Below are 25,517 nucleotides of genomic sequence, written 5' to 3' on the forward strand. Positions count from 1 at the left end.
CTGTGGTTGTACGGCCTATGCCGGGCCTGTCGCCCTGCAATCGCAGGGCAACGCGGCTACCGGCCAGTAGATTCCCAATGAGCGGGAGGGTTCAGCGGCTGAGCGCCGGCTCCGGCAGCTCGGCGAACACGTCCCGCAGGTGCCGCTCGACCGACGGCACCGCCTCGCCGACCGGGAAGTCGCGCCCCAGCTCGCCGGCCAGCGAGGCGACGCCCGCGTCCCGGATGCCGCACGGCACGATCTTGTCGAAGTACGTCATGTCCGGGTCGCAGTTGAGCGCGAACCCGTGCATGGTCACCCCGCGGGCGACCCGTACGCCGATCGCGGCGAGCTTGCGGTCGCCGCCGCGCTGCCCCGCGTTGGACGGCGCGTACTCGGGGCCGGCCAGGCGCGGGTCGATGCCCAGCGGCAGGCCCATCCGCAGGGTGAGCTTGCCGATGTCCACCACCTCGGACGGGTCCACCACGGCGTCGGGGAGGTTCTCGCCGAGCACCCAGACCCCGCTGCGGCCCTCGACCCGGGTGGTGCCGATGCCGAAGTCGGCGGCGGCGCGGATCAGCGCCTCCTCCAGTCGGCGGACGTACGCGATGACGTCGATCGGGTCGGGCAGCTTGATGATCGGGTAGCCGACCAGCTGGCCGGGGCCGTGCCAGGTGATCTCGCCGCCCCGGTTGACCTCGACCACCGGGGTGCCGTCCAGCGGGAGGTCGGCGGGGTTGGTGCGCTTGCCCATGGTGTAGACGGGCGGGTGTTCCAGCAGCAGCACGGTGTCGGGGATCTCGTCCGCGACCCGCAGTGCGTGCAGTCGCTGCTGCTCCTCCCACGCCGCCTCGTACGGGACGACCTGATCGCCTATGCCCATTCGAACGAAACGCACGTTCTCGCTCACCGCTGCCGCTCCTTGCCAGGCGTTCGAGACCAACCTCGCCACTGTACGCCCACGCCCGTCGCACCCGTTCGGCCGTCCCGGGTAGGCGCCCCTGGTCAGTCGAGCCCGCCCCTGTCTCCGCTCCCGCTCCCGCTCCCGTCGCCGGCCCGGCCCCTGTCTCCGCTCCCGCTCCCGTCGCCGGCGAGCAGTTGGAGTCGCAGGGCCAGTTGCAGCTCCAGCGAGCGCTCCGGGTGGTTCCAGTCCCGTCCGAGCAGCGCCTCGACCCGGTCCAGCCGCTGCACCACCGTGTTCACGTGGACGTGCAGCTCGTCCTTGGCCCGGGTGAGGCTGCCGCCGCAGTCGAAGTAGGCGCGCAGGGTGCGCACCAGCTCGGTGCCGCGCCGGGCGTCGTACTCGAGCAGCGGGCCGAGCGTGGCGCCGACGAAGCCGTCCACGTCGTGGCCGTCGCCGAGCAGCACCCCGAGGAAGCCGAGGGTGCGGGCCGAGGCGCCATCCCCGGCGCGGCCGAGCACCCGCAGGGCCCGTACGCAGCGCAGGCCCTCGGTGTAGGAGGCGGCCAGTGCGGCCGGGCCGGCGGCGGGGCGGCCGGCCCCGACGGTGACGGCGAAGCCCGCGAGCCGGGCCAGTCGGTCGGCGGCCCGCCGGGCGGTCTCCTCGGGGTCGTCGGTACTGCCCGGCACGACGGGCACCAGCAGGACGACCGTCTCGCCGTGTTCGGCGCTGACGCCGCGGGAGCCGAAGAGGTAGCGCCGGGCCGCGCCGGCCAGCCGTCCCCGGTCGTCGCCGTCGCGGTCGGCGGGCTCCGCGGTCAGCACCAGGTGCGGCCGGGCGAGGTCGACCCCGAGTCGGCGGCCGCGCGCGGTGAGCCCGGCCGGGTCGCGCTCGGGGGCGGTGAGCAGGTCGGTGAGCAGCTCGCCGCGGACCCGGTTCTCGGTCTCCGCCACCGAGCGGCGCAGCAGCAGGAGCAGCGCCGTCACCACGCCGGCCCGCTCGAACAGCCGCCGGTCGGCGTCGTCGAGGTCGGGCCGACCGCGCAGCACCAGGGTGCCGAGTGCGTCGTGCCCGGCCAGCGCGGCGCACACCCACAGGTCGCCGTGCCGTACGGACCGGCCCTCGGCGCGGGAGGCCGCCACCGCCCCGGCGAGTTCGGCGGCGGGCCGTCCGGCCAGCGGCTCGCCCTCGGCGTCCAGTACGGCTGTCTCCCCGCCCAGGAGGTGGGCGACGGCGGCGGCGACGTCCGGCACCTCGGCGCCGCGCAGGACCAGGTCGGTGAGCCGGTCGTGGGCCTGCTCGGCGCGCTGGACGGCGGCGGAGTGCGCCCGGACCAGTTCGTTGGCGGCGTTCAGCTCGGCGAGCGCGGCCCTGGTGTCGGCCAGCGACTTGGCGGTGTCCAGGGCGATCGCGGCGTGTGCGGCCAGGGTGCAGAGCAGGGCGACCTCGTCGGGGGAGAAGGCGCGCGGCGAGCGGTCGGCGGCGAACAGGACGCCGATGACGTCCCCGCCGAGCAGCAGCGGCACGCCGATGATCGCCACCAGGCCCTCGTCCAGCACCCCGGCGTCGATCGTGCCGGTGTGGTGGAAGCGCTCGTCGGTTCGGTAGTCGGGGGTGGCGTACGGGCGGGCGGTCTGGGCGACCAGCCCGCCCAGGCCGTCGCCGAGGCTGAGCCGCAGGGTCTGGAACAGGACCGAGACCGAGCCGTCGGTGACCCGCATGTAGGTGTCGCCGGCGGCGATGTCCGGCAGGGTCAGGTACGCGGTGTCGGTGCCGAGCAGCATCCGGGCCCGGCGGACGATGGCCTGCAGGACGGCGTCCAGGTCGCGGGAGGCGGCGAGATCCCCGGCGGTGTCGAACAGGGCCGTCAACTCGGCTTCGCGGCGCCGGTGTTGGCGTAGCGTCCGGTGCACCCGGAGGGCCTGCCAGGTGGCGTCGTCGATCTCGGCGAGGACGCCGGCCGGCGCCCCGCGGCGGCGGGCGTCGGCCAGCACCTCGGCGAAGTCCTCGGTGGCGGCGCCGGAGGCGAGCAGGTCGAGCAGCCGGCGCAGCGCGGGCGCGGCGCTCTCGTCGGGGTGGTTCATGGTGCTGGCCGCCAATCGGCGTCGGTTCCGTCGGTGCCGAGAACTCGCGATGCTATCGGCTCGACCCTCAGGTGACAGCGGGCTTTACGGCCGGGGAACCGTCCGCCGAGGGCTCCTCCGCGGGCCGCTCCTCGACCTCCGCCAGGTCCTGCCCCCTGGTCTCCCGCCCGCACAGCACCGCCAGTACGGTGACCGCCGCCGCGATCGCCACGTACACCGAGACCGGAGTGGCAGTGCCGTAGTCCTTGAGCAGTGCGGTCGCGATCAGCGGGGCGGGTGCGCCGGCCGCCACCGAGGCGAACTGGGCGCCGATCGAGGCCCCCGAGTAGCGCAGTCGGGTCGCGAACAGCTCGGAGAAGAAGGCCGCCTGCGGCGCGTACATCGCGCTGTGGAACACCAGGCCGACGGTCACGGCGACCACCAGCTGCGCGAAGGACCTGGTGTCCACCATCCCGAAGAACACGAACGCCCAGACCCCGACCCCGGCCGCGCCCACCAGGTACACCGGCTTGCGGCCGACCCGGTCGGACAGCGCGCCGAACAGCGGGATCAGCGCGAACTGGATCGCCGAGGCGATCAGCACGGCGTTCAGCGCGCTCTGCTTGTCGAAGTGGGCGTGGGTGACGGCGTAGGTGAGGACGAAGGTCGTCATCACGTAGTACGAGATGTTCTCCGCCATCCGTGCCCCCATGGCCACCAGCACCTCCCGCCAGTGCTGCGTCAACACCCCCACCAGCGGGGCCGGTTCGGTGGTCGGCCGGTTCCGTACCGCCTGCCGGAACAGCGGCGACTCCTCCACCGCCAGCCGGATCCACATCCCGACCCCGACCAGCGCCGCGGACAGCAGGAACGGCACCCGCCACCCCCACGCCAGGAACGCGCTCTCCGACTGCACCGCCGTCATCAGCGACAGCACCCCGGCCGCCAGCAGGTTCCCGGCCGGCGCCCCGCCCTGCGGCCAGGACGCCCAGAACCCGCGCCGCCGCTGGTCCCCGTGCTCCGACACCAGCAGCACCGCTCCGCCCCACTCCCCGCCGAGCGCGAACCCCTGCACCAGCCGCAGCGCGGTCAGCAGTACCGGGGCCGCCATCCCGACCGAGTCGTACGTCGGCAGCAGTCCGATCGCCGTCGTCGACCCGCCCATCAGCAGCAGGCTCACCACCAGCAGCCTCTTCCGCCCCACCCGGTCCCCGAAGTGCCCGAACACCAGGGCCCCGATCGGCCGCGCCGCGAACCCGATCGCGTACGTCAGGAACGACAGCAGCGTCCCGGTCAGCGGATCGGTGTTGGGGAAGAACAGCTTCCCGAACACCAGCGCCGCGGCCGTTCCGTACAGGAAGTAGTCGTACCACTCGATCGTCGTGCCGATCAGACTCGCGGCCACCACTCGCGGGAGTGAACTGGTCGCCGTCGAACCACGTGCGGGGGCGTTCATGGGTCACCACTTCCAGGCGGGGGACGATGTCGCCACAAGGTAGGAACCCCACGCCCCGGGGACTATGTGGCTGACCCACATAGTCCCCGGGCGGTCCATGGCGAGCTGTCCCATGACCAGAGCGCGACGGCCCGCGCCCCGGGGGTGGGGCGCGGGCCGTCGATGCGGGTTCTCCCGCCGCCCCGTCCTCAGTGCGCCGTCCAGCCGCCGTCGATGGGCAGGCTGGCGCCGGTGATGTAGGAGGCGGCGGGGGAGCAGAGCCAGAGGGCTAGTTGGGCGACCTCGGTGGGTTCGATGAGGCGCTTGACGGCGGTGCGGTCGAGCATGATCCGCTCGACCACCTCGTCCTCGGGGATGCCGTGGGCCAGCGCCTGGGCGGCGATCTGCTTCTCCACCAGGGGAGTTCGGACGTACCCGGGGTTGAGGCAGTTGCTGGTGACGCCGTACGGGGCGCCCTCCAGGGCGACGGTCTTGCTGAGGCCCTCCAGGGCGTGCTTGGCGGTGACGTACGCGGACTTGAAGGCGCTGGCGCGCAGGCCGTGGACGGAGGAGATGTTGACGATCCGGCCCCACTCCCGCTCGTACATGTGCGGGAGGGTGCGGCGCAGGATGCGGAACGGCGCCTCGACCATGACGCGTTGGATGAGGGTGAAGCGTTCGACGGGGAACTCGTGCACGGGCGCGACGTGTTGGAGCCCGGCGTTGTTGACCACGATGTCGGCGTCGGCCGGCAGGGCGTCCACGGCCTCGGCGTCGGCGAGGTCCGCGACGATCGCGTGCCCGCCGATCCGGTCCGCGAGCTCCCGGGCCGGGCCGGCCGCGAGGTCGACGACGTAGACCCGGGCGCCGGCCCCGGCGAGGGCTTCGGCGCAGGCCCGGCCGATGCCCGAGGCGGCCCCGGTGACCAGGGCCGTGCGGCCGTCGAGCGGGCGGGCAGTAGAGGTGTCCATGGCAGAGAACGGTAGGAATCCGGCGGCGCGGCTCCCATGTGGCAGACCGACACAGCATCCCGGTGTGCCATGGAGTCAACCACCACCGGCACCGGTTGACGGTTCGGGCCCGTATGGCCAAACCCATCCTGGCCCCGCTTCCCCACAATGGGCGCGGATGCTTCACCCGTTCGGAGGATTGCTCGGTCAGATCCACCCATAGCGCCCGAATGCTCGCTACATTCACGCCGATTCCCGACAGGGGGCGCCGCCCCGGGCGAGCCGAACTGCTGGTGGAGCCCGGTGCGACGTCCGAGAGGTGTTGACTGACATGCCCCAACGGCCTGCAACCGACAGCCCGGCGTACGGACCGCTCGACCCGCTCGGCCAGCGCCGAGGCCCGGTCGGCCGGGGCCTTCCGGACGCCCCCGACGCCCTGACCGCCGACACGCTGACCGCGGACACCCTGACCGCCGACACGCTGACCGCGGACACCCTGACCGCCGACACGTTGACCGCCGACGCCCCGACCGCCGACGAACTGCGGCTGCCCGCGCAGGCCACACCCGCCCGGCACGACGCCACCGCCACACCCGCACCCGCCCCCGCGACCACCAGCGGCCACGGCAGCCACACCGGCCACTCCGGCCCGAGCCCGCAGAACGGCCAGCTCGCCGCCCTGATCGAGGAGGCCGGCTTCTCGCACGCCGGCCTGGCCCGCCGGGTCGACCAGCTCGGCTTGGAGCACGGCCTCGACCTGCGCTACGACAAGACCTCGGTCACCCGCTGGCTGCGCGGCCAGCAGCCCCGCGGCGCCACCCCGGCGCTGATCGCCGAGGTCTTCACCCGCCGCCTCGGCCGCCGCCTCACCGCCCAGGACCTCGGCCTGGACGCCTGCGCCCCGGTCTACGCGGGCCTGGAGTTCGCCGAGACCCCGCAGGAGGCGGTGGACATCGTGGCGAGCATGTGGCGCAAGGACAACGGCCCGCAGTCCGAGTTGCGCCGGATCGCCTTCACCCCGGCCGGCCTGGTCGTCCCCAGCCGGGACTGGCTGATCGGCCGCACCGACGAGCGGGTCGCCCGGGACGGCTCCACCCTGACCCGCCCGGACGCCGCCACCGGCCCGCCGGGCGCCACCCCCACCGCACCGGCGCAGGGCGTCACCAGCGCGCCCGGTGCCCCCGCCGTGAGCCCCGCGCGCACCCAGTCCCCCGGCGCCCCGGGCGCTCCCGGTGCCCGCAGCACCGCCGGGACGACCGGCACCGCCGCCACCATCGGCCGGGTGCCCACCCAGAGCCGCCGCCCGCCCGCCGCCCTGGAGCCGCCGTACCCGGACCCGGCCCGCGACGCCCGCCCCACCCTGCGGGTCGGCCGCGGCGACATCGCCGCCATCCGGGCCGTCGGCGACCTCTTCCGGGCGCTCGACCACGCCTACGGCGGCGGCCACGCCCGGCAGGCGCTGGTCCGCTACCTGGAGAGCGAGGCCGAGCCGATGCTGCGCGGCCGCTACGGCGAGCAGATCGGCCGCGCCCTGTTCGGCGCCGTCGCGGACCTGACCAGGCTGGCGGGCTGGACGTCCTTCGACATCGCCGCGCACGGCCTCGCCCAGCGCTACTTCGTCCAGGCGCTGCGCCTCTCCCAGGCCGCCGGGGACCGCGCGCTCGGCGGCTACGTCCTGGTGACGATGAGCCAGCAGGCCGTCCACCTGGGGCACGGCCGGGAGGCCGTCCAGCTCGCCCGGGTCGCCCAGCAGGGCGTCGGCACCGCCGTCCCGCCGGTGGTCCAGTCGCTGATGCACGCGGCCGAGGCGCGCGGGCACGGTCTGCTGGGCGACGTCCGGTCCTGCACCACCGCGCTGGTACGGGCCGAACGCTCGCTCGCGGCTTCCCGGACGGGTGACGAACTGCCCTCCTGGGCGCGGTACTTCGACGAGGCCCAGCTCTCCGACGAGTTCGCCCACTGCTACCGCGACCTCCAGCAGTGGCGCACCGCCGCGCAACACGCCGAGAAGTCGCTGCGGCTTCGTTCACCCGCCTACGCGCGCAGCCGGATCTTCTGCCGGCTGGTGCTGGCCACCGCCCGGCTCGGCATGGGCGACCTCGACGAGGCCTGCACCATGGCCACCGACGCGCTGCGGGCGGCGGGGGAGATGCGCTCGGCCCGCTCGCTGGAGTACGTCCGGGACTTCCACCGCCGCCTCACCCCCTACCGGGGCAGCCAGGTGGCCCGGGCCTTCGAGGAGACGGCCCGCCAGGCGGGCGTGATCTGATCGGAGCAGGTGAGCGAGGGCCGGGAGCTCACCAGCTCTCGGCCCGGACCCTCGGCCGCTCGGCACCGGCCGCCGTCGCCGGCCGCACTCCGCCCCGCACCCGCTGCGCCACCAGCGGGAACACCAGCACCGACAGCATCCCGGCGCCCACCAGGGCCGCCGCCGTCGAGGACGGCAGGTGCCCGGCCTCCACCTCGGTCGTGGTGATCACCACGACCAGCGGCAGCGCCGTCGCCCCGTACAGCCCGAGCGCCGTACGGTCCCGCCGGCCGAGCCCGGCCGGGGCGAGCAGTGCGGCGGGCACGCCGCGCACGGCGAGGAACAGGAGCGGGAACACCGGGACGAGCAGCAGCGTGCCGGGGTCGTCCAGCAGCGCGTCCAGGTCGAAGTTCATCCCGCTGACCACGAAGAAGATCGGCACCAGGAAGCCGAAGCCGATGCTCTCCAGCTTGGCCTCGATCACCTCCTCCTCGGCCCGCCGGATGTCGGAGAGCAGCAGCCGGGAGACGATGCCGGCGGTGAAGGCGTCGAGGATGATCGCGGTCCGCGCGGGCGAGTTGCCGCTGAGCAGCACCGCGATCGCGATGATCGGCCCGAACTCGCCGACCGCACCGGTGGCCATCACCAACGAGCCGAAGGGGGTGGGCAGTTCGCCGGAGTCGCGGAGGGCCGGCAGGATCGTGCCGAGTGCGGTCGTGGTGAGCACGAGCCCGGCGAAGGCGCCGTCCCACGGATTCCGGTTGACCAGTGCGCCCACGCCCAGGGCCAGTACGAGCGAGCCCAGCCACGCGGTGCCCGCCCGCTTCAGCGGGCCGCCGCGCAGCTTGGCGAGGTCGATCTCGTACCCGGCCAGGAACACCAGCATGGCCAGGCCGAACTGGGACAGCGCGTTGACCAGGTCGTCGACGTGCGCCCAGCCGAGGACGTCCGAGCCGATCAGGACGCCGAGCACGATCTCGAACACCACGATCGGTACGGCGATCCACCGCAGCGGCCGGTCGGCGAGCAGGGGCGCGGCGAGGGCAGCGGCGGGGATCAGGATCAGCGCCACCGGCTGGGCGGTGGCGCTCACGGTGTGGCCGGCCGAACGGTCGGAACCGATGCAATCGTCCGATGAGCTGTCAGAGCGGCCAGAGTAGCGAGAACAGCCGGAACGGCCGGAACGGCCAAAACGGCCAGAGCGGTCATGCGAGGGATCCTGGCACGCCGTCGGTCTGTCACCCCGGCAGACCGCTGGCGTGTCCGTTCCTCCCCAGGACCGGCCTCAGGCCGCCACCTCCGCCTCCCGCGCACCGGCCGGCAGCCCGAGGTCGCCCAGCACCGCCCGGGCCGCCCGCCGCCCGGAGACCAGCGCGCCCTGCACGGTGCTGGTGTCCCGGTGGTCCCCGGCGACGTACAGTCCGGCCACCAGCCGCACCGGGCGGCGGGGGTTGTGCGGCGGCGGCATGGCCGGCAGCGCGTCCGGGACGTGCCGCACGCTGAGGAACTGCCAGCCCGCCGTCGGGACGCCGTACAGCTCGGCGAGCCGGGCCCGGACGGCCGGTTCCAGCGTGGCCGGGCCGCCCGCGTCGAAGGAGCGCCGCCCGAGCACGGTGGTGGCGATCAGCGCCTGCCCGGCCGGGGCGTAGGACGGGTGCAGTTCGCTGAGCACCAGCGAGTGTGAGACCAGCGGCGGGTGCCCGTTCGGCCGGTCGGCGTCGAGCAGCAGGACGGCCTCGCCGACCGGGGCGCGGTCGGCCGCGTGGAAGAAGGTGGTGACGGGGTGGAAGTCCGGCAGGCGGAGGCCGGGCAGCAGTTCGGCGGCCGAGCGGGCGTCGGTGGCGACCACCACGGCCTGGGCGCCGATCCGCCCGTGGGCGAGGGTCTCCACGCCGTCGGCGCCGATCGAGGTGACCTGCACCCCGGTCCGTACGGAGCCGACGGGCAGCGCGGCGGCCAGCTGGGCGGGCACCGCCGAGATCCCGTCGGCGGGCAGACAGAGCCGGCCGCGGGCGTAGGAACGCAGCACCAGGTCGGCGATCCGGCTGCTGGTGCCGAGGGCCGGGTCGCTCAGCAGGGCGCTGAGCAGCGGGCGCAGGAAGCCGTCGACGGTGCGCGGAGCGAGTCCGTGGCCGGCCAGCGCGCGGGCGGCGGTGGTCTCCGGGCGGGTCTGGAGCCGGGCGGCCGGGGTGGAGGCGATCCGGCCGAGCCAGCTGCCCAGCCTGGCCTTGTCCAGCGGGCTGCCGAGCGGGGCCCGGAGGGCGGCCTGCCGGGCGGCGGTGAGCTGCGGGTCCCCGGCGCGGTAGCGGCGGCCGGCGCTGTGCACGAGTACGCCGGGTGCGAGCGGGCGCAGGTCCAGGCGGTCGAGGTCGAGCGCTCGGCGCAGTTCGGGGAAGGCGGTGTTCAGCAGGTGGCTGCCGTCGTCGAGGCGGAAGCCGTCCAGCTCGCGGGTGGCCATCCGGCCGCCGATCCGGTCGGTGGTCTCCAGGACCTGGACGGTGAGGCCGTGGCCGGTGAGTGCGCGGGCGGCGGCCAGGCCCGCGAGTCCGGCGCCGACCACGACGACGTCCGGGTCGGACGGGCGACGGGCGCGGCGGGTGAAGTCGTACGTGGGCACTGGAGTGCTCCCTCCCTGGTCCCGGGGCTCCGGCCGACGCAGGCAGCGGGGTGCCGGGACACGGTCCGAGGAAGGTGATGCCCAGTCAGTGTGAGCATCAGACAAGTGCGGTGGACCGGATGCGGGGCTCCGGAGGGGTGGTGTGGCACCGGGCGGGGGCGCGGTCACGGACAGTGCGCCGTGGCGCCCGGGTTACGGGGTCGGCGGGCGCGCACGGTCACCGGGGGCGTGCGACGCGCCCGCCATGTGCTCCCGTGCGCCCCCTCCCGGAGCCCCGTCCGACCCCCGCCCGGCATATGCCCCTGGCCAGGGCGAATGCCGTACGGGGACTACGCAGAACGAACCGTCGCACCGCCGCCCGCGGAAGCGCCCCCCACCACGGCGAGGCTTCGCACCGCCGCCCGCGGAAGCGCCCGCCCCGGAGCCCTCGCGAAGCCTCAGAGCGCCGCCCGCACCGCCGAGTCCAGGTCCGGGTGCGCGAACCGGAACCCGGCGTCCAGCAGCCGACGCGGCACCACCCGGTGGCTGCCGACCACCTCGACCGCCAGCTCCCCGAGCACCGCCTTGAGCACCGCCTCCGGCACCGGGAACGGAGTCGGCCGCCCCAGCGCCCGCCCGAGCGCCGCGGTCAGCTCGGCGTTGGTGGCCGGCTCCGGCGCGGTGAGGTTGAAGGGGCCGGAGAGGTCGTCCCGGTCGATCAGGAACCGCAGCGCGGCCACCTCGTCGGCCAGCGAGATGTAGCTCCAGTACTGCTTCCCGCTGCCGAGCCGCCCGCCCAGGCCCAGCTTGAACAGCGGGAACAGCCGCCCGCCCGCACCGCCCGCGGCGGAGAGCACCATCCCGGTGCGCGGGTGGACGACCCGGATCCCGGCCCGCTCGGCCGGCCGCGCGGCCGCCTCCCACTCCAGGCACACCTCGGCCAGGAAGTCGTCCCCGGCGGGGGAGTCCTCGTCGATCACCTGGTCGCCGGTCTGCCCGTACCAGCCGACCGCGGAGGCGCTGACCAGAACCGTCGGCGGCTCCTTGAGCTCGGCCAGCGCGACGGCCAGCGTCTCGGTGCCGTACACCCGGCTCTCCCGGATCTCCCGCTTGTAGGAGTCCGTCCAGCGGCGGTCACCGACCCCGGCGCCGGCCAGGTGCGCCACCGCCTCGACCCCGGCGAGCCCGGCCCGGTCGACCTCGCCGAGCAGCGGGTTCCAGCCGATCGCGGTGCTGCCGTCGGGCTGTGGCCCGGTCCTGGAGCGGTGCCGGACGAGCCGGACCACGTCATGGCCGTCCGCCAGCAGGGAGCGGACGAGCGCCGAACCGATCAATCCCGTGGAGCCTGTGACAGCGATGCGCATGGGCTCATCCTCGCAGTTCTTATCCTCTGTCACCTTTCGCACGCGCCCCATTAGCATCAGCCGGCATGACCCGTGATGACGATCCGACCATCCGCCTGGCCCGCCCCGAGGACGAGCGCGGACTCGCAGCGCTCAACCGGGCCACCTGGTCCACCCTGTCCGACGTCTCCGCGGAGCCGCCCACGGAGGACGGCGTCTTCGACGAGCGGCACACCCCCGAGCAGTACCTCCTCGCCGTGCTGGACGGCCGGATCGTCGGCTACGTCCGCCAGGTCCCGGCGACGCCGCTGGCCGTCAACCGGCACGTCCGGCAGATCCAGGGCCTGGCCGTCGACGACACGGTGCGCGGCCGGGGCATCGGCCGCCGACTGGTCGAGGCCGCCTGCGCGGCGGCCAGGGCCGACGGTGCCCGCAAGATGACCCTCCGGGTGCTCGGCTGGAACGCCCCGGCCCGCCGGCTGTACGAGAGCTGCGGCTTCGCGGTCGAGGGCGTGCTGGCCGAGGAGTTCCTGATCGACGGGCGCTTCGTGGACGACGTCTGGATGGCCCGCCGGCTCACCGACTGAACCCGTGACGATCCCTGACGTGCCGTCAGGCCGGGTGCTGCAGAGTCGTGACGTACCTGCCCTGTCTGCACGGCCGCCCCGCCGGGTACCGTACGCCCGTGAGCAACTCGACGCCTCCCGGGTGGTACCCGGTCCCCGGTGCGGACGGCACCCCCGGTCACGAGCGCTGGTGGGACGGCAACGCCTGGACCAGCGAGGTCCGGCCGCTCCAGGGCGGCGCCGGACAGCTCGCCGACGCCCCGACCCAGCACTGGCAGCCCGCCACCCCGCCGCAGCCCGGTTACGGCTACCCGGCGCAGGGCGGCCCGGCCGCCCCCGGCTACGGCTACCCGGTCCAGGACGCGTCCCAGAACCCCGGTTACGGCTACCCCGGCCAGGCGCCCTACCCGGGCCAGGCGCCCTACCCCGGCCAGGAGGCCTACCCGGGCGCGGCCTACGGCTACCCGCAGCCGGCCGGCCCCGGGAAGAACCGGACCGGCGTGATCGTCGGCGTCTCGGTCGCCGTACTGGCCGTCGGCGGGATCATCGCCGGGATCGTGGCCAACAGCGGCGGGGACACCAAGGCGGACCCGACCCCCGACCCCACGGTGACGGTCACCCGGAGCGGCAGCCCGTCGCCGACCCCGCCCCGGCCCACGCCCAAGCCCGTCCCGACCCTCAAGAGCACCGTCCCGGACCCGCAGCACGCGATCACCGTCCCGGTGTACGACGGCTGGGACGCGGCGGCCAACTCCACGCACTCCACGGTCTACCTCGGCAGCGGCCGCTACACCTGCGCCGACGGCAACTCCTGCATCCGCGGCCAGTTCTCGATCGAGAAGGACACCGTCCAGGGCGACACCCCCAAGGCGGCCTCCGACGCCGCCATGCCGGCCTACGCCGGGACGATCTTCACCGGGATCACCTCGCACACCGACTCCGGCTCCGGCTACGTCACCGTGGCCGGCGTGCTCGGCTACGCCACCCGCTGGCACGTCCGCACCTCGGACGGCACCCAGGGCTACGTCCTGCTGGCCGCCGTCCCGGCCAAGGGCGGCGGCTACGTCGTCTTCGAGGGCGGCGTCGACGACGACCCGGCCGCCCCGGACGCCGGGGTGCTGGACCAGATCCTCAAGGGCATCAAGCAGGACGGCACCGCCGCCACCCCCGGCGGCAGCACCTGACCCTCGGGAGCTGCGGCAGGATCCACCGGAGCCTAGCTAGTCCCCGTAGCGCTCCCAGAGCTTGGGGAAGCGTTTCGCCATGACGTCCGGGTCGTCGAAGTCCAGCGTCGCCCCGGCCGGCCGCCCCGCCTGCCGCCCGCCCACGTCGGGCAGCGGCAGGCCGGTCAGCTGCTCGTACGCCTCGTCGGCGGCGTAGCCGAGGTCCTCGGCCTCGCCGTCCTCCTCCTCGTCGAACTCGGGCAGCAGGTCCGCCAGGTCGTCCGGCTCGACCAGCCCGCCCTCGAAGATCTCCCGGCCCTGGCCGATCAGCCAGCAGCGGAAGTAGTCGAAGGTCTCCTCGGAGGCGCCGTCCAGCAGCAGGTGGGCGGCGCCCCACAGGTCGTAGCGGTAGGCGCGCTGGAACCGGGCCTCGAACAGCCGGGCGAAGTCGATCACGTCGTCGGGAGTCAGCTGGACGAGGCGCTCCACCAGCCGTTCGGCCTGTTCGTCGGGATCGCCGTCGGCGGCCTCCCAGGTGTCGTCGATGATCTGCCAGAAGTCGGTCTCGTCCATCACGGCTCAAGCATCCCTGTTCCGTCGTCTTCACGCATGCCATGACCCGGCGGATTCCGCATCCCGGGAATACGCCGGAGCCCCGCGCCGTCCGGGAACGACACGGGGCTCCGTACGACCGCGGTGCGGCCGTGCGCCTTACAGGCCGAGCTCGACCTCGAACTCGCCGGCCTCCAGGATCTCCTTGACCGCGACCAGGTAGCGGGCGGCGTCGGCGCCGTCCACCAGGCGGTGGTCGTAGGAGAGCGAGAGGTAGGTCATGTCACGGATGCCGATGGCGGTGCCGCCGTCGGCCTCGATGACGACCGGGCGCTTGACGGTGGCGCCGATGCCCAGGATGGCGGCCTGGTTCGGCGGCACGATCACGGTGTCGAACAGCGCACCGCGCGAGCCGGTGTTGCTGATGGTGAAGGTGGCGCCGGACAGCTCGTCCGGGGTGATCTTGCTGTCGCGGACCTTGGCGGCCAGCTCGGCGGTCTTCTTCGAGATGCCGGCGATGTTGAGGTCGCCCGCACCCTTGATGACCGGGGTCATCAGACCCTTCTCGGAGTCCACCGCGATGCCGATGTTCTCGGTGTCGAAGTAGGTGATGGTGCCCTCGGCGTCGTTGATCCGCGCGTTGACGACCGCGTGGACCTTCAGGGCCTGGGCGGCGGCCTTCACGAAGAACGGCATCGGGGAGAGCTTGACGCCCTCGCGGGCGAGGAAGCCCTCCTTGGCCTTGGCGCGCAGCGACATGATCTTGGTGACGTCCACCTCGACCACGCTGGTCAGCTGAGCCTGCTCGTGCAGGGCCTTCATCATGTTGTCGCCGATGACCTTGCGCATGCGGGTCATCTTGACCGTCTGACCACGCAGGGCGGACGGCGCGACAGCGGCCTTCGGCGCAGCGGCCGGGGCGGCGGCGACCGGGGCCGGAGCGGCCTTGGCGGCCTCCGCGGCGGCGATGACGTCCTGCTTGCGGATGCGGCCGCCGACGCCGGTGCCGGCGACGGAGGCCAGCTCCACGCCGTGCTCGGCGGCGAGCTTGCGCACCAGCGGGGTGACGTAGGCGTCACCGGCGTCGGCCACCGCAGCGGCCGGGGCGACCGGCGCCGGGGTGGCAACCGGAGCCGGAGCGGCAGCGGGCGCCGGGGTGGCAACCGGAGCCGGGGTGGCAACCGGAGCCGGAGCAGCGGCGGCCGGAGCCGGAGCCGGAGCGGCCGGAGCGGCCGGGGCCGGAGCGGCGACGGGAGCCGGAGCGGCGGCCGGGGCCGGAGCGGCAGCGGCAGCACCCGGGGCACCGATCAGCGCGAGCTGGGCGCCGACCTCGGCGGTCTCGTCCTCGCCGACCAGGATCTTGACGACGACGCCGGCGACCGGCGACGGGATCTCGGTGTCGACCTTGTCGGTGGAGACCTCGAGCAGCGGCTCGTCGACCTCGACCGTCTCACCCTCGGCCTTCAGCCATCGGGTGACGGTGCCCTCGGTGACCGACTCGCCCAGGGCGGGCAGCAGCACAGGGGTGGCGTCGGCGGCCTGGGCGGCGGCCGGAGCAGCCGGGGCGGCAGCCGGAGCAGCCGGGGCCTCGGCGACCGGGGCCGGCGCGGCGACCGGGGCCGGCGCGGCGACCGGAGCGGCCTCGGCCACGGGGGCCGGGGCGGCGGCCGGGGCGCCGGTGCCGTCGTCGATGATCGCCAGCTCGGCGCCGACCTCGACGGTCTCGTCCTCGCCGACCTTGATCGAGGAGAGGATGCCGGAAGCCGGGGCCGGGATCTCGGTGTCGACCTTGTCGGTCGACACCTCGAGCAGCGGCTCGTCGACCTCGACACGCTCACCCTCGGCCTTCAGCCAACGGGTGACGGTGCCCTCGGAAACGCTCTCGCCCAGCGCGGGCAGTGTTACTGAGACCGCCATGGTTTCAGCGACTCCTATCAAGTCTTGCGTACGGGAAGTACTGGAAACGGGGGGGTGGTGGGCGCGATCAGTCGTGCGCGTGCAGCGGCTTGCCGGCCAGCGCCAGGTGCGCCTCGCCCAGGGCCTCGGACTGGGTCGGGTGCGCGTGGATGAGCTGCGCGACCTCGGCCGGCAGGGCCTCCCAGTTGTAGATCAGCTGGGCTTCGCCGACCTGCTCGCCCATGCGGGCGCCGACCATGTGGACGCCGACCACGGCGCCGTCCTTGACCTGGACGAGCTTGATCTCGCCGGCGGTCTTCAGGATCTTGCTCTTGCCGTTGCCGGCCAGGTTGTACTTCAGGGTGACGACCTTCTCCTTGCCGTACAGCTCGACGGCCTTGGCCTCGGAGATGCCGACGGAGGCGACCTCCGGGTTGGAGTAGGTCACGCGCGGGACGCCGTCGTAGTCGATCGGCATCGGCTTGAGGCCGGCCAGGCGCTCGGCGACCAGGATGCCCTCGGCGAAGCCGACGTGGGCGAGCTGCAGGGTCGGGGCGAGGTCGCCGACGGCCGAGATGGTGGGCACGTTGGTGCGCATGTACTCGTCGACCAGGACGTAGCCGCGGTCCATCGCGACGCCGTTCTCCTCGTAGCCGAGGCCGGCCGAGACCGGGCCGCGGCCGATGGCGACGAGCAGCAGGTCGGCGTCGATCTGCTTGCCGTTCTCGGTGGAGACGCGGACACCGGACTCGGTGTACTCGACGCCCGAGAAGCGGGCCTTCAGCTCGAACTTGATGCCGCGCTTGCGGAAGGCGCGCTCCAGCAGCTTGGAGGAGTTCTCGTCCTCCAGCGGGACGAGGTGCGGCAGCGCCTCGACGATGGTGACCTCGACGCCGAAGGACTTCCAGACCGAGGCGAACTCGACGCCGATGACGCCGCCGCCGAGGATGACGGCCGACTTCGGGATCCGGTCGAGCTTGAGGGCGTGGTCGGAGGAGATCACGCGGTTGCCGTCGATCTCCAGGCCCGGGATCGAGCGCGGCACCGAACCGGTGGCGAGGACGATGTGGCGGCCCTCGATGCGCTGGCCGTTCACGTCCACGGAGGTCTGCGAGGAGAGCTTGCCCGCGCCCTGGATGAAGGTGACCTTGCGGGACGCCACCAGGCCCTGCAGGCCCTTGTACAGGCCGGCGATGACGTCGTCCTTGTACTTGTGGACGCCGTTGATGTCGATGCCCTGGAAGGTGGCCAGAACGCCGAACTCGGCGGCCTCCTTCGTCTCGTCCGCGATCTCGGCGGCGTGCAGCAGAGCCTTGGTCGGGATGCAGCCGCGGTGCAGGCAGGTGCCGCCCAGCTCACCCTTCTCGACCAGGGCAACGCTCAGACCCAGCTGAGCGGCGCGGAGCGCCGCGGCGTAACCGCCGCTTCCGCCTCCGAGAATGACTACGTCGAAAACGGTGCTGGCGTCGTTCGCCACGTCACGTCCTCCATGCAATGGGGTGGGTCGCCGGGCCGGTCGCGGTCCGGTGGGTCGGAAGCCTTTGTGGGGCGCCCAGTCGTGCCGGAAATACATCTTCGCACTTGTTCGCGGTGGCTGATGTCCGGGTCCACCCCAGGGGAGTCCCACGGAGTGGTCACCGGGGCGGGAATGCCCCCGACGGAAGGGCATCATCGCAGCTCAAGGCCTTGTTGACAGCCGCCGGACGGGCGTCTTCCGCCCGCTTCGCAGCCACCTCTTCCGCAGTGCGGAACAAAGTTTCGCCCGTGGCGAACAAGGGTGCGGTGAGGCGTCCCGGTCTACTCGCAGGTAACCCGTACGGAAACGCCGACGGGGGCCCGGCGCACTCGCGCCGGGCCCCCGTCGAGGCCGGGGCCTGGAGGATCAGGCCTTGCCGTTGGCCGCGGTCTGCTCCGCGAAGCGGACCAGGGTGCGCACCGCGCTCGCGGTGCCGCCCTTCGGGGTGTAGCCGAACGGTGCGCTCTCGTGGAACGCCGGACCGGCGATGTCCAGGTGCGCCCAGTCGATGCCCTCGGCCACGAACTCCTGCAGGAACAGGCCGGCCACCAGGCCGCCGCCCATCCGCTCGCCCATGTTCGCCAGGTCGGCGATGGTCGAGTCGGTCATGCCCTTCTTCAGGTCGGCCGGCAGCGGCATCGGCCACGACTGCTCGCCGACCTCGCCCGCGAGGGCGTGCAGGGTGGAGCGCAGCTCGTCGTTGTTGGCCATCACACCGAAGGTGCGGGTACCCAGGGCCAGCACCATGGCGCCGGTCAGGGTGGCCACGTCGACGATGACGTCCGGGTTGTCCTCGCCGGCCTTGACGATCGCGTCGGCCAGCACCAGCCGGCCCTCGGCGTCGGTGTTCAGGACCTCGACGGTCTTGCCGCCGTACATGCGGAGCACGTCGCCCGGGCGGGTGGCGGTGCCGGAGGGCATGTTCTCGGCCAGCGCGAGCCAGGCGGTCACGTTGACGGCCAGGCCCAGGCGCTTGGCGGCCACCACGGCGGCGAACACGGCGGCGGCGCCGGCCATGTCGCACTTCATGGTCTCGTTGTGGCCGGCCGGCTTCAGCGAGATGCCGCCCGAGTCGTAGGTGATGCCCTTGCCGATGAAGGCCAGCGAGGCCTTCGCCTTCGGGTGGGTGTAGGCCACCTTCACCAGCCGCGGCGGGTTGGTCGAGCCGTTGCCGACGCCCAGCAGGCCGCCGTAGCCGCCCTTGGTCAGCGCCTTCTCGTCCAGCACCTCGACCTTGAGGCCGTGCTCCTTGCCGGCCGCCTGGGCGATCGCGGCGAAGCTCTTCGGGTTCAGGTCGTTCGGCGCGGTGTTGACCAGGTCGCGGGCGCGGTTCATCTCCTCGCCGATCGCGGTGGCCCGCTCCACGGCGGCCTTGGCGTCCTTGCTGCCCTTGCGGGCGGTCAGCACGACCAGCTCGCCGACCGGCTCCTTGCCGTTGCCGTTGCCCTTGTAGGCGCCGAAGGCGTACGAGCCGAGCAGGCCGCCCAGCGCGACCGCCTCGACCTCCTCCGCGGACTCGGCCGGCAGGGCCAGCGCGGCCTTCTTGGTGCCGGCCAGGGTGCGGGCGGCGACACCGGCGGCGCGGCGCAGCGCCTCCAGGCCGTAAGCGCCCTCGGCCGCCTCGCCGAGGCCGACCGCGAGCACGAGCGCGGCCTTCAGGCCGGCGGGGGAGGCCACCTTGACGGCCTCGCCCTCGGCGCCGGTCGCGCCCAGGGTGCCGAGGATCTCGGCCAGCTTGCCCTCGAACGCCTCGTTCACGGCCTCGGCACCAGGGGTCAGCACGATCCCCTTGGGGCCCTTCGCGAGACCGACCACCAGGGCGTCCGCACGCAGCGAGGCGGCGGAGGAGGTGCTCACAGACAATGCAGTCACGTAATGCGTCCTGTTCTTTCGCGGTCCACGGCCGGTCGCGGCGTGACTGCCGAACCGGCGCAGCCCGACGTGCAGGGCCGTCCGCCGGCGGGCCCTGGATTCCGGGCCCCCTGGTGCGCGCGTCCGTCGGAGCGGCCGCGCACGCCAGAGGCCCCGGCTCCTCGGTGCGCGCCGGGCGGGCAGGACCTGCCACGGTGCAGGGCTGCGGTGCTCCACGCATGGTAGTCCGCATGGTGGGATCACGCGCCGCCCGGTGTCAGCCGAGCAACGCCAGGGCGAACAGCGTCCCGGTCGCGGCGGTCTCGGCCATCGCGCCGAGCACGTCCCCGGTGATGCCGCCGAACCGGCGGACACAGCGCTCCAGCAGCAGCCGGGAACCGGCCACACCGAGCACAACGGCCAGCGGGAGACGGGCTGCTGACCACCCGTCGAACGATCCGGCAGCGGCCAGGGCCAGGACGGCGGCGAGCGTCCCGGCGACGGCCCCGGCGGGTGTGACGGTGCCCGCCACCATCGCCCCCAGCCCGCCCGGCCGGGCGGCCGGCACCGACCGCAGACAGCCCCAGGCGAGCGCGCACCGCGCGGCCACCGCCGAGGCGAGTACGGCGAGCGCGCCGCGCGGCGTCGACTGCCCGAACTGCCCGGCCAGCGCGGCGACCTGGGCCAGCAGCGCCAGCAGCAGGGTCAGTACGCCGAACGGGCCGATGTCGGACTGCTTCATGACCCGCAGCGCGTCCTCGGCGGGCTTGCCGCTGCCCAGCCCGTCGGCGACGTCCGCCAGGCCGTCCAGGTGCAGTCCCCGGGTCAGTGCGGCGAGTACCCCCACCGCCGCCACCGCCCCCAGCAGCCCGCCCGCCCGCCCGGCCACCAGCGCACCCACCACGGCGGCGATCCCGCCCAGCACCGCCCCGACCACCGGAGCGGCCGTCATCGCCCGGCCCGCCGCTTCGCGGTCCCACCGCTCCACCCGCACCCGCAGCACGGACAGCGTCCCGAACGCGAACCGCAGCCCCTCGCCCCACGTCGCTCGCCCACCGCCGCCGGCCATCACGCACTCCTCCACCGCACTCGCCCTGCCCCGACCGAACCCCTTGCGCCCCCGACGAACAGAATCCCCGCGCCCCGACGCGACCGAAGCCGGACGCCAACCGAAGCCCCCCGACAAACAGAATCCCCGCGCCCCGAAAGGGGCGCGGGGAACTGCGCGAGGCGGAAGGCCACGGCCCGAAGCCCGAACGCCGAGCCTCAGCTGACGGAGCGTCCGGACAGCCGCCCCTGCTACAGCTTCCTGAGCAGATCCGCCGCCGACGGCAGCTTCGGCTGCTCCTTCGGCACCGACGGCACGAACGGCCTCGGCGCCTCCTCGGCGAGCGCGTCGCCCGCCGCCTGGAGCAGCGGCAGCGCGAGCACCGCGCCGACGCCCTCGCCCACGGTGACGCCCTGGTCCTGCAGCGGGGTCAGGGTGAGCCGGTCGTACGCCTTGGCCTGGGCCGGCTCGCCGCTGGACTGCCCGGCCCGCCACCACTCCGGCGCCCGGAAGGCGATCCGCTGGGCGACCAGCGCGCAGGCCGAGGAGACCACGCCGTCCAGCACCACCGGCAGCCGTCGGACGGCGGCCTGCAGCAGGAAGCCGGTGATCGCCGCGAAGTCGGCCCCGCCGGTGGCGGCGAGCAGCGCGAGCTGGTCGCCGAGCACCGGCCGGGCGCGCCGCAGCGCGTCCCGGATGGTGGCGCACTTGACCATCCACACGCGGTCGTCGATGCCCGAGCCGCGCCCGCAGACCGCGGCCGCGTCCGTCCCGCACAGCGCGCCGACCAGGACGGCGGCCACCGTGGTGGAGCCGACCCCGAGGTCGCCGAGCAGCACCAGGTCGGTGCCGGCGTCGGCCTCCTCGTCGGCCACGGCCATGCCGGCCCGGAAGGCCCGGACGGCCTCCTCCGGGGTGAGGGCGTCCTCGACGTCGATCCGGCCGGAGCCGCGCCGGATCCGGTGGGCGACCACCTCGTCCGGGAAGTTCGCGGGGTCGGTGTCCACCGCGACGTCGACGACCCGCAGTTCGGCGCCGTAGCGGGCGGCCAGCCGGGCCACCGGGGCGCTGCCGTCGAGCACGGCCCGCACCCGGGCCGCGGTGCCGCCGTCGGCGGGCAGCCGGGAGACGCCGAGCGCGGCCACGCCGTGGTCGGCGGCGAACAGCAGCACCTTGGGCGCCGAGACCGGCCGCACCGGGGAGCGCCCCTGTACGGACGACAGCCAGCTGCCCAGCTCCTCCAGCTTGCCGAGGCCGCCACGCGGCCGCCCGGCCTCCTGCCAGCGTTCCTCGGCGGCCCGCCGGGCGCTGTCGTCGGGGCGCTCGACGAGCGAGGAGAACGTATCGAGATCCACGGTCGTGTCCATCGTCCGGAAGGCTACACGCCGCAGGTGTGCGGGCTCGGCTTGACCGTCAGAACCTGTCCCGCGACCACCAGCAGGACCCGCTCCGAGGCGTCGGCGACGGCCATGTTGAGCCGGCCGAGGGTGTCGCGGAAGCGCCGCCCGGAGGCGGTGGCCGGGACGACGCCCATGCCGACCTCGTTGCTCACCGCGACGACCGTGCGCGGGGTGCCGGCCCAGGCCGCGGCCAGGGCTTCGCAGCGGCGCTGCACCGCGGCCTCGCCGCCGTCCGCCCAGGCCAGGTCGTCCCAGGCGTCGCTCTCGTCCATCACGGCGGTCAGCCAGAGCGCCAGACAGTCGATCAGCACCGGCGCCGGGTCCTCGGAGTCGGCCAGCACCGCCTCCAGCTCGCAGGTCTCGGCGGTGCGCCAGCCCGCCGGCCGGCGGTCCCGGTGCAGGGCGACCCGCTGGGCCCACTCGGCGTCGCCGTCCCGGGTGCCGCCGGTGGCCACGTACAGGACGTCCGGGTGGTCGGCGAGCAGCTGCTCGGCACGGGTGGACTTGCCGGAGCGCGCGCCGCCGAGCAGCAGCGTGCGGGGGAGCGGGGGGTGGGTCGCCATGCCGCCCATCCTGCCCGACAGGCATACGGAAGATCGGGCCGGGCAGGCTATGGTGCGCAGCACACAGCAGGCAGTACAGCAGGCAGCGTCAGTGGGAGGAGCCGGGCATGGTCTGGACGTGGCGGTACGAGAAGGCGGACGGCAGCGCGGTGACGTCGAGCCTCGGCCAGGAGGAGTTCGCCGGTCAGGGCGACGCCGAGACCTGGATCGGGGAGAGCTGGAAGCAGCTCGCCGAGGAGGGCGTGGACACCGCGGTCCTGCTGGAGGACGGCGCCAAGGTCTACGGGATGAGCCTGCACGAGGGCTGAGCCCGCACCAGGGCTGAGCCCCTACTTCGCCCCGATCACGTGCAGCAGCGCCGCGACCTGCCGGTACGGGTCGGTGCGGGCGGCCCGGTCCTCGGCTTCGAGCAACTGGGCCAGCTGCCGCCCGTCCACCGGCGGGGCCGCGTCGTCGGGCGCGTTGTCGGTGAAGACCCGGACGCCGTACCAGTGCCGCAGCGGCACGGACACCTCGGAGAGGGTGACGGTCAGGTCGGCGAGCCGGTCGGCGCGGGCGGCCAGCCCGAGCCGGTTGTAGTACCGGTCGCTCTCGAAGGCGTGCAGGGCGGCCCGCCAGTCCCCGGCGGCGGCGGGCCGCAGCGCGAGCGCATCGCGGTTGCGGACCAGCAGTGAGAGCAGCCCGCCGGGCGCCAGCAGCCGGGCCAGCGAGGCGATCATCGGGTCCGGGTCGGGCAGGTACATCAGGACGCCGTGGCAGAGCACCACGTCGAAGCTGCGCGGGCCGAACCAGCGACCGCACTGGTGGCCGTCGCCGCTGAGCAACTGCAGTCGGCCGCGCACCTCGGGCGGTTCCTCCGCGAGCGCCCCCTGGGCGACGCCGAGGGCGACCGGGTCGGAGTCGATCCCGGTGACGTAGTGGCCGGCCCGGGCCAGCCGCAGGGCCTGGGTGCCCTGGCCGCAGCCGATGTCCAGGACGCGCTGGGCACTCCGGCCGGTCAGCTGCTCGGCGAGCTGCCGGGAGACGAGCTCCTGCCGGACGAAGTTGCGCAGTCCGCCGAGCCGGTCCAGCCAGGCGGCGGTGCCGCCGGCGAAGGAGCCGCTGCGCGAGGGCAGCCGGCGCTCCAGGCCGAGCCGGTCGTGGCCGCCGTCGCCCTGTCCGGGCAGGGCGCCCCCCTGTCCGGGCAGGGCGTAGAGGCCGGGCCCCTCCCAGGACGGCGGGGCCCAGCCGGAGTCCACCGGTTCGGCGGTCAGGGCTTCTCCCCGCGCCGCACCTGCGGCTTGGGCAGGCGCAGCCGGCGCATCTGCAGGGTGCGCATGATGCCGTAGGCGACGGTGCCGCGGGTGTTCTGCCCGGTGAAGCGCTCGGTGAGCTGCTTGCGCAGGCCGAAGCCGAGGCGGACGAAGTCCAGGACGACGAGCACGAAGAACAGCAGGAACAGCAGCGTGGACAGCAGCTGCAGGGCGGGCACCTTGACGATGCTCAGCACCAGGATGACCACGGCGGCCGGCAGGAAGAACTCGGCCAGCGACCAGCGGGAGTCCACGTAGTCGCGGGCGAACTTGCGCACCGGGCCCTTGTCGCGGGCGGGCAGGTGGCGCTCGTCGCCGTCGATCAGCGCCTGGCGCTGCTTCTCGCGCTCGGTGCGCATCCGGTCGCGCGCCTGGCGGGAGGCCTCCTTGCGGTCCTTGGGCACCGTGACCCGGGTGCGCCGGTTGGCCTCGGCCTCGTTGCGCTTGGGGGTGGGGCGGCCCTTCTTGGCCTGCGGGTGGCGGGCCTGGGGCGTCTCGTCCTGCTTCTCCAGCACGGTGGCGGAGGCGGCGGCATCATCTGAACGGCGTCGGAACACACCACCAGCGTACGGGGTGCGGCGCCGCGACCACGGGTCCCCTCGGACCCAAACGCATATCGATCCGCCCGGCCGCGATCCGACCCGGATCTCCCGGGCTCTTCCCGTAGGGGATCAATCGGATGGAGTATGGGGAGGATGAGAGGCGGATCCACCCGGGGGATGAGGATCTGGCACCGGTCGCTGTAGCAGTCTTGTTGCAGGCAGGTGCACTGCGGCGACGGGCTCGCTGCACATACACTCGTCGTGTCTGGTAACGAGATTTAAAACCGCAGGCCGGAGAAGGGGGCACCCGAGGCCCATGAGCGACGGAATCATGAAGCGTATGGGGCTGATCTTCCGCTCCAAGGCGAACAAGGCCTTGGACCGGGCGGAGGATCCCCGTGAGACGCTCGACTACTCCTACCAGAAGCAGCTCGAACTGCTGCAGAAGGTACGGCGTGGCGTCGCGGACGTCGCGACCTCGCGCAAGCGCCTGGAACTCCAGCTGACCCAGCTCCAGCAGCAGTCCGCCAAGTACGAGGACCAGGGCCGCAAGGCGCTGTCCCTCGGCCGGGAGGACCTCGCCCGCGAGGCGCTGACCCGCAAGGCCAACATGCAGTCCCAGATCACCGACCTGGAGACGCAGTACCAGGCCCTGCAGGCCGAGGAGGAGAAGCTCACGCTCGCCTCCCAGCGGCTCCAGGCCAAGGTGGACGCCTTCCGCACCAAGAAGGAGACCATCAAGGCCACCTACACCGCGGCGCAGGCGCAGACCCGCATCGCCGAGTCCTTCTCCGGCATCTCGGAGGAGATGGGCGACGTCGGCCTGGCGATCCAGCGTGCCGAGGACAAGACGGCGCAGATGCAGGCCAGGGCCGGTGCGATCGACGAGCTGCTGGCCTCCGGCGCGCTCGACGACGCCAGCGGTCTCGGCCGCAAGGACGACATCGAGGCCGAGCTGGAGCGAGTGGCCGGCGGTTCCGACGTCGAGCTTGAGCTGGCCCGGATGAAGGCCGAGCTGTCCGGTGGCCCCGCCGCCGGTCCGGCCGCGATCGAGCAGGGCAAGCCGGCCCAGCAGCCGCAGGAGTCGCACCCGCAGGACACCCCGCGCATCAACTACAACAAGTGAGCTGAACACACCCACGAACCAGGAGAAGCGCAGCATGATCATGAGGGTCATGGGTGAGGGGCAGTTCGAGGTGGGCGAGGACCACCTGCACCTGCTCAACCAGCTCGACGACGAGCTGCTCACCGCGGTGGAGTCGGGCGACGAGGACACCTTCCGCCAGGCCTACGGCAAGCTGCTGGACGCCGTGAAGCAGTACGGCAGCCGGCTGCCGGACGACTCGCTGGAGCCGTCCGAGCTGATCCTGCCGAGCGCCGAGGCGACCCTCGACGAGGTCCGGGCCCTGCTCCTGTCCGAGGGCGAGGGCGTCATCCCGGGGTTCCCCGAGTACGAGTAGCCGCGCGGCCGCTGCCAGACGAAAGGGCGGGCTCCCTCCGATCGGAGGGAGCCCGCCCTTCGCTGTTATTCGCCCGCTCGCCTCCGGGGCACTCGGACCCGGTGCCGACCTGTGGCTTTTAAACAACAGAAGCTGCCGGCGCGTTAGGGTGTG

At 73.7% G+C, this 25,517-nt stretch carries 21 protein-coding genes and 1 pseudogene; 6 read left to right on the forward strand and 16 right to left on the reverse strand.

What is annotated here, in order from left to right; genetic code table 11:
* Positions 1–91 precede the first annotated feature (91 nt).
* From lipB to ACFWIS_RS01830, 4 genes are all read right to left on the reverse strand, one after another.
* Positions 92–862, reverse strand: a complete 771-nt coding sequence (gene lipB, locus ACFWIS_RS01815; protein ID WP_380455891.1) for a lipoyl(octanoyl) transferase LipB — start codon at positions 860–862, stop codon at positions 92–94.
* A 122-nt stretch (positions 863–984) separates the two neighbouring features.
* The gene (locus ACFWIS_RS01820) at positions 985–2,964 is read right to left on the reverse strand and encodes a helix-turn-helix domain-containing protein (RefSeq protein ID WP_380455888.1); all 1,980 of its coding nucleotides are present in this window, start codon (positions 2,962–2,964) and stop codon (positions 985–987) included.
* Between the two features lie 67 nt (positions 2,965–3,031).
* Positions 3,032–4,399 (reverse strand): MFS transporter, encoded by a 1,368-nt coding sequence (locus ACFWIS_RS01825; protein ID WP_380455784.1) that lies wholly within the window; start codon positions 4,397–4,399, stop codon positions 3,032–3,034.
* A gap of 188 nt (positions 4,400–4,587) precedes the next feature.
* The gene (locus tag ACFWIS_RS01830; RefSeq protein WP_380455781.1) at positions 4,588–5,349 is read right to left on the reverse strand and encodes a 3-hydroxybutyrate dehydrogenase; all 762 of its coding nucleotides are present in this window, start codon (positions 5,347–5,349) and stop codon (positions 4,588–4,590) included.
* A gap of 310 nt (positions 5,350–5,659) precedes the next feature.
* Here ACFWIS_RS01830 and ACFWIS_RS01835 point away from each other — a divergent pair, with 310 nt between their 5' ends.
* Positions 5,660–7,597: a regulator gene (locus ACFWIS_RS01835; protein WP_380455779.1), complete on the forward strand. Its 1,938-nt coding sequence runs from the start codon at positions 5,660–5,662 to the stop codon at positions 7,595–7,597.
* A 28-nt stretch (positions 7,598–7,625) separates the two neighbouring features.
* Here the strand turns inward: ACFWIS_RS01835 and ACFWIS_RS01840 are convergent, their stop codons facing one another.
* From ACFWIS_RS01840 to ACFWIS_RS01850, 3 genes are all read right to left on the reverse strand, one after another.
* Positions 7,626–8,669: a cation:proton antiporter gene (locus ACFWIS_RS01840; protein ID WP_380455776.1), complete on the reverse strand. Its 1,044-nt coding sequence runs from the start codon at positions 8,667–8,669 to the stop codon at positions 7,626–7,628.
* 192 nt (positions 8,670–8,861) lie between these two features.
* Complete coding sequence (locus tag ACFWIS_RS01845) at positions 8,862–10,193, reverse strand: NAD(P)/FAD-dependent oxidoreductase (RefSeq protein ID WP_380455774.1); 1,332 nt, start codon at positions 10,191–10,193, stop codon at positions 8,862–8,864.
* 437 nt (positions 10,194–10,630) lie between these two features.
* Positions 10,631–11,536, reverse strand: a complete 906-nt coding sequence (locus ACFWIS_RS01850; protein ID WP_380455771.1) for a TIGR01777 family oxidoreductase — start codon at positions 11,534–11,536, stop codon at positions 10,631–10,633.
* A 65-nt stretch (positions 11,537–11,601) separates the two neighbouring features.
* Between ACFWIS_RS01850 and ACFWIS_RS01855 the strand changes: the two genes are divergently transcribed.
* Positions 11,602–12,102 carry a GNAT family N-acetyltransferase gene (locus tag ACFWIS_RS01855; RefSeq protein WP_380455768.1) on the forward strand — a complete coding sequence of 167 codons (501 nt, stop codon included), beginning with the start codon at positions 11,602–11,604 and terminating at the stop codon, positions 12,100–12,102.
* Positions 12,103–12,200: 98 nt separating this feature from the next.
* Positions 12,201–13,265, forward strand: a complete 1,065-nt coding sequence (locus ACFWIS_RS01860; protein WP_380455766.1) for a DUF2510 domain-containing protein — start codon at positions 12,201–12,203, stop codon at positions 13,263–13,265.
* A 36-nt stretch (positions 13,266–13,301) separates the two neighbouring features.
* On the opposite strand, the gene ACFWIS_RS01865 is transcribed toward ACFWIS_RS01860, so the two are convergent.
* The 7 genes and pseudogenes from ACFWIS_RS01865 to cobU all read right to left on the reverse strand — a co-directional run.
* A complete protein-coding gene (locus ACFWIS_RS01865; RefSeq protein WP_380455885.1) occupies positions 13,302–13,817 on the reverse strand; it encodes a DUF4240 domain-containing protein in 516 nt (171 codons plus the stop codon).
* Between the two features lie 138 nt (positions 13,818–13,955).
* On the reverse strand, positions 13,956–15,713 hold the full coding sequence (gene sucB, locus ACFWIS_RS01870) for a 2-oxoglutarate dehydrogenase, E2 component, dihydrolipoamide succinyltransferase (protein ID WP_380455764.1): 1,758 nt from the start codon (positions 15,711–15,713) through the stop codon (positions 13,956–13,958).
* A 67-nt stretch (positions 15,714–15,780) separates the two neighbouring features.
* Complete coding sequence (gene lpdA / locus ACFWIS_RS01875) at positions 15,781–17,169, reverse strand: dihydrolipoyl dehydrogenase (protein ID WP_380455762.1); 1,389 nt, start codon at positions 17,167–17,169, stop codon at positions 15,781–15,783.
* Positions 17,170–17,574: 405 nt separating this feature from the next.
* On the reverse strand, positions 17,575–19,080 hold the full coding sequence (locus ACFWIS_RS01880) for a leucyl aminopeptidase (protein ID WP_380463794.1): 1,506 nt from the start codon (positions 19,078–19,080) through the stop codon (positions 17,575–17,577).
* Positions 19,081–19,336: 256 nt separating this feature from the next.
* Positions 19,337–20,128: an adenosylcobinamide-GDP ribazoletransferase gene (locus ACFWIS_RS01885; RefSeq protein WP_380463793.1), complete on the reverse strand. Its 792-nt coding sequence runs from the start codon at positions 20,126–20,128 to the stop codon at positions 19,337–19,339.
* Positions 20,129–20,358: 230 nt separating this feature from the next.
* On the reverse strand, positions 20,359–21,474 hold the full coding sequence (locus ACFWIS_RS01890; protein ID WP_380463791.1) for a nicotinate-nucleotide--dimethylbenzimidazole phosphoribosyltransferase: 1,116 nt from the start codon (positions 21,472–21,474) through the stop codon (positions 20,359–20,361).
* Between the two features lie 11 nt (positions 21,475–21,485).
* Positions 21,486–22,079: pseudogene (gene cobU / locus ACFWIS_RS01895) on the reverse strand (bifunctional adenosylcobinamide kinase/adenosylcobinamide-phosphate guanylyltransferase); the annotation flags it as partial.
* A gap of 98 nt (positions 22,080–22,177) precedes the next feature.
* Here cobU and ACFWIS_RS01900 point away from each other — a divergent pair.
* Positions 22,178–22,378, forward strand: a complete 201-nt coding sequence (locus ACFWIS_RS01900; RefSeq protein ID WP_380463789.1) for a hypothetical protein — start codon at positions 22,178–22,180, stop codon at positions 22,376–22,378.
* A gap of 21 nt (positions 22,379–22,399) precedes the next feature.
* Here ACFWIS_RS01900 and ACFWIS_RS01905 read toward each other — a convergent pair whose 3' ends face one another.
* The gene (locus ACFWIS_RS01905; protein ID WP_380463796.1) at positions 22,400–23,140 is read right to left on the reverse strand and encodes a class I SAM-dependent methyltransferase; all 741 of its coding nucleotides are present in this window, start codon (positions 23,138–23,140) and stop codon (positions 22,400–22,402) included.
* 179 nt (positions 23,141–23,319) lie between these two features.
* Complete coding sequence (locus ACFWIS_RS01910; RefSeq protein WP_380463787.1) at positions 23,320–23,919, reverse strand: DUF3043 domain-containing protein; 600 nt, start codon at positions 23,917–23,919, stop codon at positions 23,320–23,322.
* Positions 23,920–24,235: 316 nt separating this feature from the next.
* Here ACFWIS_RS01910 and ACFWIS_RS01915 point away from each other — a divergent pair, with 316 nt between their 5' ends.
* Both ACFWIS_RS01915 and ACFWIS_RS01920 read left to right on the forward strand, forming a co-directional pair.
* On the forward strand, positions 24,236–25,030 hold the full coding sequence (locus ACFWIS_RS01915; protein WP_380463785.1) for a PspA/IM30 family protein: 795 nt from the start codon (positions 24,236–24,238) through the stop codon (positions 25,028–25,030).
* 34 nt (positions 25,031–25,064) lie between these two features.
* Positions 25,065–25,364, forward strand: a complete 300-nt coding sequence (locus tag ACFWIS_RS01920; RefSeq protein WP_380463783.1) for a hypothetical protein — start codon at positions 25,065–25,067, stop codon at positions 25,362–25,364.
* Positions 25,365–25,517: the final 153 nt, after the last annotated feature.

This window comes from Kitasatospora sp. NPDC127060, from assembly GCF_042724935.1.
Classification (GTDB): Bacteria; Actinomycetota; Actinomycetes; order Streptomycetales; family Streptomycetaceae; genus Kitasatospora.

What these genes read in the sequence shown, in the direction of transcription:
- lipB (WP_380455891.1), bottom strand. Translation starts at nt 862, where the DNA reads ATGGGCATAGGCGATCAGGTCGTCCCGTACGAGGCGGCGTGGGAGGAG.
- ACFWIS_RS01820 (WP_380455888.1), bottom strand. Translation starts at nt 2,964, where the DNA reads ATGAACCACCCCGACGAGAGCGCCGCGCCCGCGCTGCGCCGGCTGCTC.
- ACFWIS_RS01825 (WP_380455784.1), bottom strand. Translation starts at nt 4,399, where the DNA reads ATGAACGCCCCCGCACGTGGTTCGACGGCGACCAGTTCACTCCCGCGA.
- ACFWIS_RS01830 (WP_380455781.1), bottom strand. Translation starts at nt 5,349, where the DNA reads ATGGACACCTCTACTGCCCGCCCGCTCGACGGCCGCACGGCCCTGGTC.
- ACFWIS_RS01835 (WP_380455779.1), top strand. Translation starts at nt 5,660, where the DNA reads ATGCCCCAACGGCCTGCAACCGACAGCCCGGCGTACGGACCGCTCGAC.
- ACFWIS_RS01850 (WP_380455771.1), bottom strand. Translation starts at nt 11,536, where the DNA reads ATGCGCATCGCTGTCACAGGCTCCACGGGATTGATCGGTTCGGCGCTC.
- ACFWIS_RS01855 (WP_380455768.1), top strand. Translation starts at nt 11,602, where the DNA reads ATGACCCGTGATGACGATCCGACCATCCGCCTGGCCCGCCCCGAGGAC.
- ACFWIS_RS01865 (WP_380455885.1), bottom strand. Translation starts at nt 13,817, where the DNA reads ATGGACGAGACCGACTTCTGGCAGATCATCGACGACACCTGGGAGGCC.
- sucB (WP_380455764.1), bottom strand. Translation starts at nt 15,713, where the DNA reads ATGGCGGTCTCAGTAACACTGCCCGCGCTGGGCGAGAGCGTTTCCGAG.
- ACFWIS_RS01885 (WP_380463793.1), bottom strand. Translation starts at nt 20,128, where the DNA reads ATGGCCGGCGGCGGTGGGCGAGCGACGTGGGGCGAGGGGCTGCGGTTC.
- ACFWIS_RS01890 (WP_380463791.1), bottom strand. Translation starts at nt 21,474, where the DNA reads ATGGACACGACCGTGGATCTCGATACGTTCTCCTCGCTCGTCGAGCGC.
- ACFWIS_RS01900 (WP_380463789.1), top strand. Translation starts at nt 22,178, where the DNA reads ATGGTCTGGACGTGGCGGTACGAGAAGGCGGACGGCAGCGCGGTGACG.
- ACFWIS_RS01915 (WP_380463785.1), top strand. Translation starts at nt 24,236, where the DNA reads ATGAAGCGTATGGGGCTGATCTTCCGCTCCAAGGCGAACAAGGCCTTG.
- ACFWIS_RS01920 (WP_380463783.1), top strand. Translation starts at nt 25,065, where the DNA reads ATGATCATGAGGGTCATGGGTGAGGGGCAGTTCGAGGTGGGCGAGGAC.